The sequence below is a fragment of the Shewanella sp. QJM3NY_23 genome, assembly GCF_056173105.1.
On the sequence record NZ_CM149657.1, the window covers coordinates 1,025,281 to 1,038,339 of the forward strand.

Below are 13,059 nucleotides of genomic sequence, written 5' to 3' on the forward strand. Positions count from 1 at the left end.
GCAATAAGTGAAAGCCTCGAGACCCAGTATCGTACTGCGGGTGCCGAGGCTTTTTTATACTTAACTTACTTCATTATCTTGATGATATTGGTAGTTAAACTTTGGCATGCTCCAGTGATAACGAATGGCTAGCATTCTAAAGCCAAAACCAAAAGTCAGTGACAGGGCTAAATTAAGCCAACTGGCTACCGCATAATGATCAAGGACGATATACAGACTCGCCGTGAGCAAGGCCACTAAGGCATAGAGCTCTTTTTGGAACACCAATGGCACTTGGTTGCATAAAATATCTCTGATCACGCTGCCAAATACCCCAGTGACTACCCCCATCACAATTGCCATAACGGGGCTAAAACCCAGCATTAAGGTCTTCTGCGCGCCAATGATTGAAAACACGGCTAAGCCGAGTGCATCTATGGTTAAAAATAATTTGGATAAATAGCGCATCACCGGCGCAATGATCACTGTTAGTAGTGAGGCAAAGGCAATAGCGACCAAGTAGTGCACATTTTCAACCCAGATTAATGGGTAGTTACCCAGCAACATATCTCTGAGTGTCCCGCCGCCAATGGCGGTAGCACAGCCGATGATCACCACGCCAAACAGATCCATTTGTTTGCGCCCAGCACAGAGTGCGCCGGTCATGGCTTCGGCGATGATGCCAATAAACCAAAGTAAGGTGATAAATTCAGCTTGTTGCATCTTTTGCTCTCGTTGATCAAATGGAGCCGGATTTTGCCTGATGACAAGGCAAATTGACAACGATATTTTTTATGGTTTTTGATTAGTTTTGTTAATGCTGCTTGGGTGCACCGTTGGACGTTTTTACTGATGTTGCGCGGCATCTTGCTCGATTTTCTTTTGTTTTTTACTTAGGGATTTTTATGTGTGGCCATGGCTTCTCATCGCGATTAGGTGTTGATCTAGATCTTGGTACCATTTTAGGGCTGACAGATTAAAGCACTTTGTGTAACCACTCACTTTACTGGATCTTTAAAGGCTTTGGTTTTAAAGGCTCTGGTTTTTAATCAAAGAAAAGGTTTTATAACGCTTTTTTCAATAAGGCGCTGTTTCAATAAAAAATCCTCTCCTATGCTGGCGAGGATTTCAGCCGAGGAGTAAGATGCCTGCACTGTGTATTGTGTAGCGATAGGATAGGGGAATAATGATAGATTTTCGCAGTGATACGGTAACCCAACCAACAGTGGCGATGCGTAAAGCGATGGCCAGCGCCGAGGTTGGCGATGATGTCTATGGAGACGATCCCACGGTTAACCGATTAGAGGCGATGGCGGCAGAACGCTTTGGTTTCGATGGCGCCCTGTTTACCTCGTCGGGCACTCAAGCCAATTTGCTGGCGCTGATGTCGCATTGTGAACGGGGCGATGAATACATTTGTGGGCAACAGGCGCACAACTATAAATTTGAAGGGGGCGGCGCCGCAGTACTTGGCAGTGTGCAACCGCAGCCATTAGCCAATCAGGCCGATGGCTCTATATTGCTGAGCGATATTGAAGCGGCCATTAAACCCGATGATATTCATTTTGCTAAAACCCGACTGCTTAGCTTAGAAAACACCATTGGTGGCAAGGTGTTGTCGGCACAATACCTAGCAGATGCCCAAGCGCTAGCATTCAACCATCGTCTTAAAATCCATCTCGATGGTGCCCGGATTGCCAATGCGGCAGTGGCCCAAGGCGTAGCGATAAGTGAACTTACCCAGTATTTTGATTCTGTGTCTATCTGCTTGTCAAAAGGTTTATGTGCGCCAGTGGGCTCGCTGTTGTTGGGTGATGAGCGTTTAATTAACAAGGCGCGGCGTTGGCGTAAAATGCTCGGTGGTGGCATGCGTCAAGCTGGCATACTGGCCGCCGCCGCAGAGCTGGCACTTAACGAGCAAGTCGAGCGTTTAGCCGTAGATCATGACAATGCCCATTATCTTGCCGAGCAGCTTCAGGGCGTGGCAGAGTTTGAGGTGAATGTCGCCGAGGTGCAGACGAATATGGTGTTTGCTAAAGTCAGCGATAAACTCGACATTACCGCTATTGCTAACTCATTAAAAAAACAAGGGATATTACTAAGCCCTGGTTCGGTGATGCGCTTAGTGACCCATGCCGATATTAGCCGCAATGATATCGATACCTTTATTACGGCACTTAAAGCCCTGCTTTAAACTAGGGTCGTTAGCCACTAGCCACCCATGGGCTGGCTTGTAGCTAACGATATAAAGGCTATTTGCCCACGCTAATGATGGTGGCCGCCGCTTGTCGGCTGAAGTTTTTCGCCATCTGACGAATAAAACCCAGAGCTGCCGTGCTGAATAAATCCTTGAGTGATCATTTTTGCGATAAAGGGATCGGATTCACTGTCACCCACATCGGCAAAATCAAGATCTTGATAGCCAGCGATAAGCCGATTAAAGCTATCGCTATCAATCGCTTTTAGTGTCGTCAATTGATAGCTTATGCGTTGATCTCCCGTATCGATTGTCAACGACTTAGGCAGTGATAGCTGTGGTAACCAGTCAATGCTGACTAATGGCTCTGCATCATCCTTGTTATGAGTATTGCGATATTGCTGCTGTGCGTAGCATTGGCTTTGGCTGCTGTCCACGAGAGAGAGCTGCGCTAGGGTATGGGGGGCGATAAGGTGAAATTGTCTGTCGATATCAGTGGCGATGTTCAGTGCGAGCAGATCGCCACGGCGATAGCTAATCGAGCGTTTTTCGGCGGGGAAATAACGCACATACTGCCCATTTTTATGCCACGCTTCAAAGCTGACTTGGTTATGTTGGTGGAGGATGTTGTCGTTAAAACGAGTCAGAATTAACCCTGTATGCTGCTGCGTATTGGTATGACGATCTGTGGTGGTGATCTGATAGCTTGCTTGAAATTGACTGCCGCTGATCGCGGTATCACATGGCTCATCCATGTCGGTTGCGATATTAGCCCCTATCCTTGGTGACGTTATTGATTGAGTGGCGTAAGCGCTATTGCATATAAGCATTAACGCGCACAATAGAGACATAGTTATTGCACTGCTTATCGGCTTCATGAGCGGTTGAGGGTGGCAATACATCGAAAGCTCCTTAGTCTTATTATATGCAATCAGTAAGTTGTAATTAATAAACCGCAGCCTAGGGCATAACACAAGATCACTCTTGTTGTTCTTCACTCATAGGCTGCAGTGCTTGCAATAGCTACTGCACGGCGGCATTAGCCTTATTGACTAAGTCGCCAGCGTAATTCATCACGTGAAAGAGATGATTTTGCTCCACGGTTCCCTCAATCAGGCTTGCACCAGGACCGCGAGCAAATATTGCCACATCTTCACCAGCGTGGGTTTCACTACTTAGCGGTACTAACGCCTCTTGATGAAAGCCCGCGCTTTGGGTATCGGTGTAATTAAGATCGACTCGCCCGGCCAGCGCCGCGGTGTTGTAACGCTCATCGCCTCCAGTTGCTAGCGATGCGAAGCCTAAACCGTTGGCGTAACCGACAGTGGTGTAAGGCATTCCGTTGGCATCGGTGGCGTTGGTTGCCGAGGGCAAGCCGTTGGCATCGTTACTTTTTACTAACCCTAAAATAGGGTTGCCGCGGGTGGGATAACCGGCAATCGTAAGCACGTGGCTATGATCAGCCGTTACCATCAACAAGGTATCGTTTGCCGACGTTTTTTCCATGGCAACACGAACGGCCTCTGACAGGGCAATGGTGTCGTGTAGCGCCCGTGCAGCATTACCTGCATGGTGTGCATGGTCGATACGGCCAGCTTCAACTATTAATACAAAGCCTTGATTATTTTTGCTGAGAATATCGATACTTTTTGCGGTCATCTCCGCCAATGAAGGCTCGCCTTTTACGCCGGTTTCGACTCGATCATAGTCATATTCCATGTGAGATGAGTTAAACAGCCCAAGCAGATGGTCGGTACTGGCTGGATCTAAGTTAATGAAACCGTCTCGATCGCTGACATATTTAGCGTTAGGGTAGAGAGCTAACCACTCGGCCGTTAAGTCTCGGCCATCGCTGCGCTTACCTGCTTTACCTGTGGCATCAACCATAGTACTAGGGATAAACGCACGGCGTCCGCCGCCCATGACCACATTGACCCCTTTGCCTTGGTTAAAATCTAATAGCTGCGCGGCAATATCTTTACAACCATTGGCCACCGCTTCGGCGGGCAGGTTGCTGTCTGCTTCCCAATCACGCTCGGGCACGTGGGCATAGGTTGCGGCGGGGGTCGCATGAGTGATACGCGCCGTTGACACTACGCCCGTAGATAGTCCCGCTATTGAGGCTAATTCCAGTGACGTCATGAGATTTTGTCCCGATGTTGATGCGCAGTCACCGCGCGTGACACCTTCGGCTTGTGAAATAACCCCGACATCGGTTTTCACGCCAGTGATCATCGCCGTCATTGTGCCTGCCGAATCGGGAGTTTGACCATCGACATTATAGGTTTTAGCTAAGCCAAGGTGGGGTAGGGTTTCAAAAGAGAGTGAGTTCTCCTCCCCTGTGGCGCCATTTAGTTGGCCTTCTAAGATGCGCGCGGCGGTGACTGTCGATACCCCCATACCATCGCCCACGAACAAGATGATGTTCTTGGCGGCGCCAGCATCAGTATTAGGCGTATAGTCAGCGGCTTGGGTGACTCTATTTTGCCCCTCGATATACCATTGGTTCACCGCGCTCCAATCTTTACCGTTTTGACCATTTGTACTATTTGTACTATTTGTACCATTTGTACCATTTGTACCATTTGTACCAGCCGAACCATCGGTGCCGTTTATGCCATTGTCACCATCGTTACCACAGGCCGTTAGTCCCAAAATGGCGGCGATAGACAGTACCAGTAATGTGTTGTTCATGGTTATAGCTCCTAAATTAATACTTAGTACCGCCAAGCGATTGGGCTTGGTTGATAATGTGGAAAATGACATTTTGCTCCATTACGCCTTTAACCAAGTTAGCTCCCGGCCCAGTGGCGTGTAGGCTAATATCTTCACCGGCGTGAGTTTCGCTACCCATAGGAATGAGTGCTTGCTGCATAAAGTCGTTTTGCTGGGTATCAACGGAAGTTAAATCATCACGTTGACCAATAACGGCGCCAGGGCCGTTGGTGTAGCCCAGTGTGGTGTAGGGCTTGCCGTCTAGGGCGGTTGATAAATTGCCATCAACATCATGCACTAGCCCCAAAATAGGGTTGCCGCGTTTAGGGTAGCCTGCGATGGTAAATACATGGCTGTGGTCGGCAGTGACCAAAATGAGGGTCTCTTCTGGGTTGGTGTTGTCATAGGCGGCTTGGACCGCATTGGACAGTTCCACAGCATCCATCAAGGCGCGCTTAGCATTACCAGCATGGTGAGCATGATCGATACGACCCGACTCGACAATCAACAAGTAACCGTTATCATTTTTATTAAGTAATTCAATGGATTTGGTTGTCATCTCTGTGAGAGAGGGCTCACCAGCCACATCGTTAGCTCGATCGAGTTCATATTCCATATGTGATGAATTGAATAGCCCTAGCAGGTGGTCGGTGTTGGCAACATCGATGGCATCGAAATCATCTTTATTCCACACGTAGGCGGCGTTATCGAAATTATCGAGCCACGCTTGGGTCAGATCTAGGCCATCTTTGCGGCTACCGTTTTTGTTTTCACCGTCGGTAACGGTATTGGGGATAAAGGCGCGGCGGCCTCCGCCCAGAGCGACAGACAAGGCATGGTCTTTGTCACGCATGACCATCTGATAAGCAATATCTTTACAATCATTAGCGAGGGCTTCGTCTGAAAGGTTACTGTCGGCTTCCCAATCTCGTTCTGGGCTATGGGCGTAGGTGGCGGCTGGCGTGGCATGAGTGATGCGCGCAGTACTGACGACACCGGTCGATAAGCCTTTGGCATTGGCAAGATCGACCAAAGTCACTAATTCATTCCCCTTAGATGATAGGCAATTGCCGCGTAAGCTAGTATCGGAAACCGATAGCACGCCAGCTTTAGATTTTACGCCTGTCGCGATAGCGGTCATGGTGCCAGCACTATCGGGAGTTTGTTGGTTAGTGTTATAGGTTTTGACTAATGCCGTGTGGTTGAACTGCTCAAAGCTTAAGGCGTTTTCTTCGCCGCCTTGGTTACCTGTGATCTGTTGACCTTGGTAGATACGCGCCGCGGTCAGGGTTGAAATTCCCATACCATCGCCGACAAATAAAATCACATTTTTAGCGTGGGTCTTGGTGGTTAAGTTGGCCTTATCCATAACCAATTGGGCACTATCGGTAAACCAGGGGCTGTTTGACTGAACGCTCGGTAGCACGGCGCTGTTGGCGGCCATGGTTACTAGGCTACACGAGATCAACGCCGCTACTCTTTTTATCATCATCGCTTCATCATCCGTATGTTGATTAAAATTAGTTATCAGTTGAGATAACGCGCGGTGATTGTCTGTTATCAAGATGACAGAAATGGGTCAGCAGGATTGCAGTTATATGAATAGCAAGCGCTTTTTTTGGGGGAGGTTATGGTTGAGTTTGGTGCAACTAGCACCAAAACGGTGCCGTCATTAGCGCTAAGCGATTTTTAACCAACTGATTATAAATAAATTATTATGTTGGCCTGATTGTTGATTAGGGATAAGAGAAGGATATTGGATGAGAGCAACGATTTACCTGGAGAGGGTGGATCATTTGTAAAATGGGAGAGCATAAATGAAATACTACAGCCGACGTTTTGTTAAACCAGAGCACCTCAATCCAGCAAATACGCTATTTGGTGGCCAATTACTCAGTTGGATAGATGAAGAAGCGGCCATTTTTGCTGCCTGCCAGATGCGCAGTCAAAGTATAGTGACCAAGATTATTTCAGAAATTAACTTCATGACGCCCGCTAGGCAGGGTGATGTCATTGAATTTGGTTTGGAGTTGATTAGTGCGGGGATGACATCGATCACGGTGCGCTGTGAGGTGCGCAATAAGGTCTCCTTATTACCTGTAGTGAGCATCGACAAGCTTATTTTTGTCAATGTCGATGAGCATGGTCAGCCTAAGGCTCATGGTGTGCGCGCCAATGCGGCCTAATGTGTCACCAGCTGGCGCTTATACCGTAAGCGCCTTATTTTATGATGTTACTGACGGGCATGTGACTAAGGTTTGTTAGTCTTCTTTGCTCAGGTCTTCTTTAACTGAAATGACGGCATCACGAGAGGCGTGACCAATTGCTCGGGTGACATCACGAGTGGTATGGCCGATTTCAGTGGTGACATCGCGGGTTGTATCGCCGATGGTGCGGCCAGTATCTTTTAATTCGGCGCAGCCACTAATGCTAATCAACGCCGCAAGGATAATAATGGTTTTCATGTGAGCTTATCTCGATAGGTAGTACGGCCATTCTAGCCCTTTATCTAACTCAGTAAAGTTATGTTTGCTGAATCGTAACCTTGAAAGCTTATTACCTATGGAGTGGATTAACGTATAGGTTGATTATCCAATTGACAGGCTGTGAGGGGTAAACGCTATAGGTCAAAATAAACTACCTCCGATGGTGGAGGTAGTATAGGGATGCTGGGAACTATTCTTGATGTTAGTCCAGTTTAGATAATCTCTGCTGATAGTCTTTGATCAGGTGCGCCATGATTTCTTGTACTGAAGTATCTTTAGTGAAGTCATCCATATAGATCTTAAAGGTGACTAAAATATGGCCGTTGCCTTTAAGACGACCACTGCTCATCGAAAAATAAGAGCTTTCACCGTCAGCTTCTCTGACAACAAACCCTTCTTGTTCAAAGATACGATGACCGGAGCGATCGTGCCATTTAGTGATGCGGTTGAGACCTATTTCGCATGATTCGTTAAATTCGACATGGTTTTGCCATGTGGTGGGATGAGCAGGATCTTTAATGTGTGGGCATCGAACTGTGTAGTTGTAAACATGAGAGATTGCTGTCATAAATTACCTACCTGAATTATGGATATCAATGCCATCATAGGCATCGCGTTTCTTTTCGGTCAATGTTTATTAGACTCAAAACATAGAGAAAACTGATTGAGCACTTGGAGTTATAACTCACTGTCGATCTTTTGTAACACGACTACAGCATGCATAACCTGTGCAATGTCTCATTTCTTATAGTCTTAAGTGTTTTACATTATCACTGCTTAATAAAGCAACAGCTAATCGAGTCGTGTCAAATATAGGGGCTGCAGAAAACGGCGGAGTGGCGTTTGATAACTCAAAGACAGTGACGGGAGTGGTAAAACATCATGCAAACAGGTCAACATAAACGCGAGGCGAACACAAAGCGAGTAAGTGAGAGATTAAAGCATTACAACAAGCAGGCCTGTTGTTTTTAGTTTTTTGTTTTGAACTTAACCACTACAGTATACATAATGCATGTCTTGAGGCATGTCGCATATCTTGAGGTATTTCATAGGTATGTATAGTTATCGCATACATTGTCGGTCGTTATTTATTATCTTTAGGGATAAAAGAGCAGCATGAAAAGCAGATACAAAAAAGGCGACCTAAGGTCGCCTTTTGTTCGCAGTTAAGCGGGGTAATGTAGCTGCTTATGCAGGAACTACGTTAGCCGCTTGAAGGCCTTTTTGACCTTGCTCAACTTCGAAAGAAACTTTTTGGCCTTCTTCTAGGGTCTTGAAACCGTCAGAAGTGATAGCACGGAAATGAACGAACACGTCAGCGCCGCCATTTTCTTGAGAGATAAAGCCAAAACCTTTATCTTCGTTAAACCATTTTACAGTACCAGTAGTTGTATTAGACATTATGTGTCCCTTATTTAAATTCATTAAAAAGTATCGCGATAGTGCGATGTGCTGAGTAGCTGAATTATTAAATTATTACGAGAAGCTAAGGGAAACGCTGAGTACAAAAAGGGTAAGGATTTGGCTTAGGGTTTTACTTTTACTTTTACTTTTTTAATAACTCTTGAACAACAGAGCGAGTGCATAATAACAGTCTTTGCAGAATTTGCACGCTTTATTTTTGCCACTCCCCTAGTGATTTAGGGTGAATTTTAGCTAATGCGATAGCAATCATCATCTTAAGCCTCAGTATTTTGCTATTTTATTTTTGCGCTGTTATCTCGTAATCGGCATTTAGCCGTTACCCATCTCTTAAAGTGGCATGGTGATATGGATTTTTAGGTCATAATACGCGTCAAAAAATGCGTAATACGGCTGAGGGTAAGTAGGGTTAAAAACGACGATAGGTTTATCCCTCTGCCTAACACCAACAATAGCCAAGCTTAAGCACCAGTATTAAGCAAAAATACTAAGCAATTGGTAGCGCTTGTGTGTCGCTCCCAAACTTGGTGCTTATGTGCGGGAATATGCGAGTCGGATCAAGGGGCAAATGGCTGCAGCGATAGCCGCTGTAATGCATATTTGATGAGCTAAGGACTGCCGCAAGCGACAGGGTTAAAGAGGAGCGCGTGCGTATTAAAGACAGTCTATCGATAAGGAATTATCGATAATGAGCGTTGATGATATTACAGATACAAAAAAGGCGACCTAAGGTCGCCTTTTGTTCGCAGTTAAGCGGGGTAATGTAGCTGCTTATGCAGGAACTACGTTAGCCGCTTGAAGGCCTTTTTGACCTTGCTCAACTTCGAAAGAAACTTTTTGGCCTTCTTCTAGGGTCTTGAAACCGTCAGAAGTGATAGCACGGAAATGAACGAACACGTCAGCGCCGCCATTTTCTTGAGAGATAAAGCCAAAACCTTTATCTTCGTTAAACCATTTTACAGTACCAGTAGTTGTATTAGACATTGTGTGTCCCTTATTTAAATTCATTAAAAAGTATCGCGATAGTGCGATGTGCTGAGTAGCTGAATTATTAAATTATTACGAGAAGCTAAGGGAAACGCTGAGTACAAAAAGGGTAAGGATTTGGCTTAGGGTTTTACTTTTACTTTTACTTTTTTAATAACTCTTGAACAACAGAGCGAGTGCATAATAACAGTCTTTGCAGAATTTGCACGCTTTATTTTTGCCACCCCCTGATGATTTAGGCCATATCTTGGCTAATTTCATAAAAATCATTGCGTTAAGTTGACATATTGAGTCGTTTTATTTTTGACTTAAATAGCGATAACCGCTTATTACCTAAAAAAGGGCGGGGGCGTGACTATATGTATGCTCTTTATCCATGTACTTTTGTTGGGCTTATTTTGTGCTCCGCACCAATAGAAAAGCGCGCCAAGTCGTCGACTGAGGCGCGCTTATAGCAAGCAAAATCGTTGCAGGGAAAAAGCAAGCTAAGGCTATTTTAGCGTAAATACAACTAAAGGACTGGTTGTGTGTTGTCCGCCAGCGTGCTTTATTCCGTGCTAGCTAAGATCTACAGTATTATTAAAGAGCCCGCTCAAAAATCTGACAAATCTCGGCGTGGGTTGCTTGTTTTGGATTAGTAAAGCCACAAGCATCCTTAAGTGCATTATCGGCAAGTGTTGGAATGTCTTCTGCTTTAACACCGAGTTTACTCAGATTCTCAGGGATCTTCACCGCAACCGAGAGTGTCTTAATTGCATCAATTGCCGCCTGAGCACCTTGTTCATCACTCATTGTACTCACATTAACTCCCATAGCTTTGGCCACATCTTTTAGACGAGTCGCTGCAACTTGTGCGTTATAAGCTTGCACATGAGGCAGTAGCAGCGCATTACATACACCATGGGGCAGATCGTAAAAGCCACCGAGCTGATGCGCCATTGCGTGCACATAACCTAGGCTTGCATTGTTAAATGCCATGCCAGCTAAAAATTGAGCGTAAGCCATCTGTTCACGGGCATTAATGCTTTTACCATTTTCAACGGCTTCTATAAGATTTTCCTGAATGAGCTCGATAGCTTTTATTGCGCAGGCGTCGGTAATGGGGTTAGCTGCCGTTGAGACGTAAGCTTCTACAGCGTGAGTCAAAGCATCCATTCCTGTAGCAGCCGTTAGGCCAGCAGGCTTAAGTAGCATTAACTCAGGATCGTTTACCGATAAGATTGGGGTGGTGTGTTTATCAACAATGGCCATCTTAATGTGGCGCGCTTCATCGGTAATAATACAGAAACGGGTCATTTCACTGGCAGTACCGGCAGTGGTGTTAATGGCAACTAAGGGTAATTGTGGCTTAGTTGACATGTCTAAGCCTTCGTAATCTTTAATACTGCCGCCATTAGTCGCGACTAAGGCGATCCCTTTAGCGCAATCATGGGATGACCCTCCACCTAACGAGATGACAAAGTCACATTTATTGGCGGTGAGCAGTGTCAGGCCCGCTTCGACATTAGTTAATGTTGGATTAGGTTGCACGCCGTCAAATACGGTTGAAGTAATACCGGCGTTTCCCAGTTTTTCTGCCATTTGTCCAACAAGGCCAATATCCACAAGAGGCTTGTCGGTTACGATCAATGCTCGTTGAAAGCCTAATGTTTTGATATCACCGATAGCATCGTCAACTGCACCTTGTCCTAACACGTTAACCGATGGGATAAAAAATTTAGCAGCCATTAAAATCTCCTTATCATTGGTTGGTACCTAAACGTTACCTAGTTATCTGAGCTAGGTATCTCATTTAGGCATGTAAACGTTCTGCTTTGGCTGTCCCTAACCTAACAACCTCACCTAAGTAAAAGCGTGATCTAGATCGGGTATTTGCCGGGGGTAGACGAATCGGGGGGAGGAGATGACGATAAATACGACAAACAATGTAAATTAACTAATGATAACTTACCCACTTGTCTTTTAAGGATTTTTTTGTTATCAAAATATGGTGGCGCAAGCCAGTTTATGGGATGTTTGTGTCGAAACGATGCAATCGTAAGCCTAAAACGAGCACGCTTTTGTCCCCTACGGCTAATGGCGTGTAGAGGGTGTCGTCCATGCCCCCTATTTAGCTTTAATATGTTCGAGCTGAGTAGGTCAATAATCAAAGCAGCAGCGCAGCATCTATCTCATGAAACTGATCCGTCGCATCGATTAGTGCTTTGGCCGTCAATTTGGGTACGCCATATACTTGGGTTTTTAATGCATATTTTTGGTTGATGTGTTGCAGTAATAATGCAAAATCACCATCACCAGAGAGCAAAATAATGCTGTCGACTTCATTAGCTGATTCCATGATATCAATGGTGATGCCCACGTCCCAGTCGCCTTTAGCACTGCCATCACTGCGCTGAATAAACGGCTTAAGTTTCACATCGAAGCCTATGTGTTTGAGCGCATCTTGAAACTTCAGCTGGCCATCGTCCCCCCTATGAATGGCATAGGCATTAGCGATGACAATATCGCCTTCATAGCTTAGGTGTTGCCACAACTTACGGTAGTTAAATTGGCGGCCATAAGCTTCTTTACAGGTGTAATAGATATTTTGCACATCGACAAATACGGCGAGTTTTTTCAAGGAGTGTTCCGAAGTTGAGCATGATTGCGCCACTATAGCACAAGGGCTGCGTAGCCACAGTCTTCACCTCGCACTAGCCATAAGCATCGCGCCTAATCACTCGTACTTTTGTTGTACCATGCAGCTGCAGCACTGTGGTGAATTATGACTCCTTTGTGTCATTTTCTGGTAATTAGGTGGCAAGTTAACATCGGGACTTAGTGTTAAAGTACATGGGCGTGAGTGATTTTCCTTGATTAAGGTAACGTTGATGTAATTGCGCTATTTCAACGGGGAACACACCTTCGCTGCTAAATTGATGTTGCCGATAAAACGGCACTAGCTCGGGGAGTGCAAATAAAAAGCTGGCGCAAGTATTGAGCTCTGGCGACAGTGCGCGCTACGCCTTGGTTGCGATGGTTTGGATGCACCAACATGCCGGTTAATAACTGATATGGCCCTATGGGCCTTAACCTTACCGCGGCAATCAATGGCTCTTGAGGATTATCATTGAGGTATTTCACCGCAAGGTGCTCTTTTTTTCGCAGTCGAGCATGAGGCATATGACGCTTGTAAAAAATAAACGCCTGTTGGCGCATCGAAGGGGCGAGCCAATAAAGCGTCACGGCTTATCCTATGAAAGTCTTATTCTTGTATAAAGTTCACTAAGCCTA

Annotated in this window: 13 protein-coding genes; 2 read left to right on the plus strand and 11 right to left on the minus strand. The window is 45.7% G+C overall.

The window, feature by feature from the left end; translation table 11 throughout:
* Positions 1-60 precede the first annotated feature (60 nt).
* Positions 61-702: a trimeric intracellular cation channel family protein gene (locus tag AC0VXX_RS04680; RefSeq protein WP_475516131.1), complete on the minus strand. Its 642-nt coding sequence runs from the start codon at positions 700-702 to the stop codon at positions 61-63.
* A gap of 463 nt (positions 703-1,165) precedes the next feature.
* Between AC0VXX_RS04680 and ltaE the strand changes: the two genes are divergently transcribed.
* Positions 1,166-2,173: a low-specificity L-threonine aldolase gene (gene ltaE, locus AC0VXX_RS04685; protein ID WP_475516132.1), complete on the plus strand. Its 1,008-nt coding sequence runs from the start codon at positions 1,166-1,168 to the stop codon at positions 2,171-2,173.
* Between the two features lie 71 nt (positions 2,174-2,244).
* On the opposite strand, the gene AC0VXX_RS04690 is transcribed toward ltaE, so the two are convergent.
* From AC0VXX_RS04690 to AC0VXX_RS04700, 3 genes are all read right to left on the minus strand, one after another.
* Positions 2,245-2,931: a hypothetical protein gene (locus AC0VXX_RS04690; RefSeq protein WP_475516133.1), complete on the minus strand. Its 687-nt coding sequence runs from the start codon at positions 2,929-2,931 to the stop codon at positions 2,245-2,247.
* Positions 2,932-3,199: 268 nt separating this feature from the next.
* Positions 3,200-4,870: an alkaline phosphatase gene (locus AC0VXX_RS04695; protein ID WP_475516134.1), complete on the minus strand. Its 1,671-nt coding sequence runs from the start codon at positions 4,868-4,870 to the stop codon at positions 3,200-3,202.
* Between the two features lie 16 nt (positions 4,871-4,886).
* Positions 4,887-6,383: an alkaline phosphatase gene (locus tag AC0VXX_RS04700; protein ID WP_475516135.1), complete on the minus strand. Its 1,497-nt coding sequence runs from the start codon at positions 6,381-6,383 to the stop codon at positions 4,887-4,889.
* Positions 6,384-6,708: 325 nt separating this feature from the next.
* Here AC0VXX_RS04700 and AC0VXX_RS04705 point away from each other — a divergent pair, with 325 nt between their 5' ends.
* Complete coding sequence (locus AC0VXX_RS04705; RefSeq protein WP_475516136.1) at positions 6,709-7,077, plus strand: acyl-CoA thioesterase; 369 nt, start codon at positions 6,709-6,711, stop codon at positions 7,075-7,077.
* A gap of 75 nt (positions 7,078-7,152) precedes the next feature.
* Here the strand turns inward: AC0VXX_RS04705 and AC0VXX_RS04710 are convergent, their stop codons facing one another.
* The 7 genes from AC0VXX_RS04710 to AC0VXX_RS04740 form a co-directional block, all read right to left on the minus strand.
* Positions 7,153-7,356, minus strand: coding sequence for a hypothetical protein (locus AC0VXX_RS04710; protein WP_475516137.1), 204 nt, complete (start codon positions 7,354-7,356; stop codon positions 7,153-7,155).
* Positions 7,357-7,579: 223 nt separating this feature from the next.
* Positions 7,580-7,945 (minus strand): cytoplasmic protein, encoded by a 366-nt coding sequence (locus tag AC0VXX_RS04715; RefSeq protein ID WP_475516138.1) that lies wholly within the window; start codon positions 7,943-7,945, stop codon positions 7,580-7,582.
* Between the two features lie 620 nt (positions 7,946-8,565).
* On the minus strand, positions 8,566-8,778 hold the full coding sequence (cspE, locus tag AC0VXX_RS04720; RefSeq protein ID WP_475516139.1) for a transcription antiterminator/RNA stability regulator CspE: 213 nt from the start codon (positions 8,776-8,778) through the stop codon (positions 8,566-8,568).
* A gap of 792 nt (positions 8,779-9,570) precedes the next feature.
* Positions 9,571-9,783 carry a transcription antiterminator/RNA stability regulator CspE gene (gene cspE / locus AC0VXX_RS04725; RefSeq protein WP_475516139.1) on the minus strand — a complete coding sequence of 71 codons (213 nt, stop codon included), beginning with the start codon at positions 9,781-9,783 and terminating at the stop codon, positions 9,571-9,573.
* A 582-nt stretch (positions 9,784-10,365) separates the two neighbouring features.
* Positions 10,366-11,514 (minus strand): L-threonine dehydrogenase, encoded by a 1,149-nt coding sequence (gene yiaY / locus AC0VXX_RS04730; protein ID WP_475516140.1) that lies wholly within the window; start codon positions 11,512-11,514, stop codon positions 10,366-10,368.
* A 418-nt stretch (positions 11,515-11,932) separates the two neighbouring features.
* Positions 11,933-12,406 carry a LabA-like NYN domain-containing protein gene (locus AC0VXX_RS04735; protein ID WP_475516141.1) on the minus strand — a complete coding sequence of 158 codons (474 nt, stop codon included), beginning with the start codon at positions 12,404-12,406 and terminating at the stop codon, positions 11,933-11,935.
* Between the two features lie 290 nt (positions 12,407-12,696).
* Positions 12,697-13,011 carry a GNAT family N-acetyltransferase gene (locus AC0VXX_RS04740; protein WP_475516142.1) on the minus strand — a complete coding sequence of 105 codons (315 nt, stop codon included), beginning with the start codon at positions 13,009-13,011 and terminating at the stop codon, positions 12,697-12,699.
* Positions 13,012-13,059: the final 48 nt, after the last annotated feature.

Bases quoted from the DNA above. Each gene is read 5' to 3' on its own strand.
- AC0VXX_RS04705 (WP_475516136.1), top strand. From the start codon at position 6,709: ATGAAATACTACAGCCGACGTTTTGTTAAACCAGAGCACCTCAATCCA.
- yiaY (WP_475516140.1), bottom strand. From the start codon at position 11,514: ATGGCTGCTAAATTTTTTATCCCATCGGTTAACGTGTTAGGACAAGGT.
- AC0VXX_RS04690 (WP_475516133.1), bottom strand. From the start codon at position 2,931: ATGGATGAGCCATGTGATACCGCGATCAGCGGCAGTCAATTTCAAGCA.
- AC0VXX_RS04700 (WP_475516135.1), bottom strand. From the start codon at position 6,383: ATGATGATAAAAAGAGTAGCGGCGTTGATCTCGTGTAGCCTAGTAACC.
- AC0VXX_RS04715 (WP_475516138.1), bottom strand. From the start codon at position 7,945: ATGACAGCAATCTCTCATGTTTACAACTACACAGTTCGATGCCCACAC.
- AC0VXX_RS04710 (WP_475516137.1), bottom strand. From the start codon at position 7,356: ATGAAAACCATTATTATCCTTGCGGCGTTGATTAGCATTAGTGGCTGC.
- AC0VXX_RS04680 (WP_475516131.1), bottom strand. From the start codon at position 702: ATGCAACAAGCTGAATTTATCACCTTACTTTGGTTTATTGGCATCATC.
- AC0VXX_RS04695 (WP_475516134.1), bottom strand. From the start codon at position 4,870: ATGAACAACACATTACTGGTACTGTCTATCGCCGCCATTTTGGGACTA.
- cspE (WP_475516139.1), bottom strand. From the start codon at position 8,778: ATGTCTAATACAACTACTGGTACTGTAAAATGGTTTAACGAAGATAAA.
- cspE (WP_475516139.1), bottom strand. From the start codon at position 9,783: ATGTCTAATACAACTACTGGTACTGTAAAATGGTTTAACGAAGATAAA.
- ltaE (WP_475516132.1), top strand. From the start codon at position 1,166: ATGATAGATTTTCGCAGTGATACGGTAACCCAACCAACAGTGGCGATG.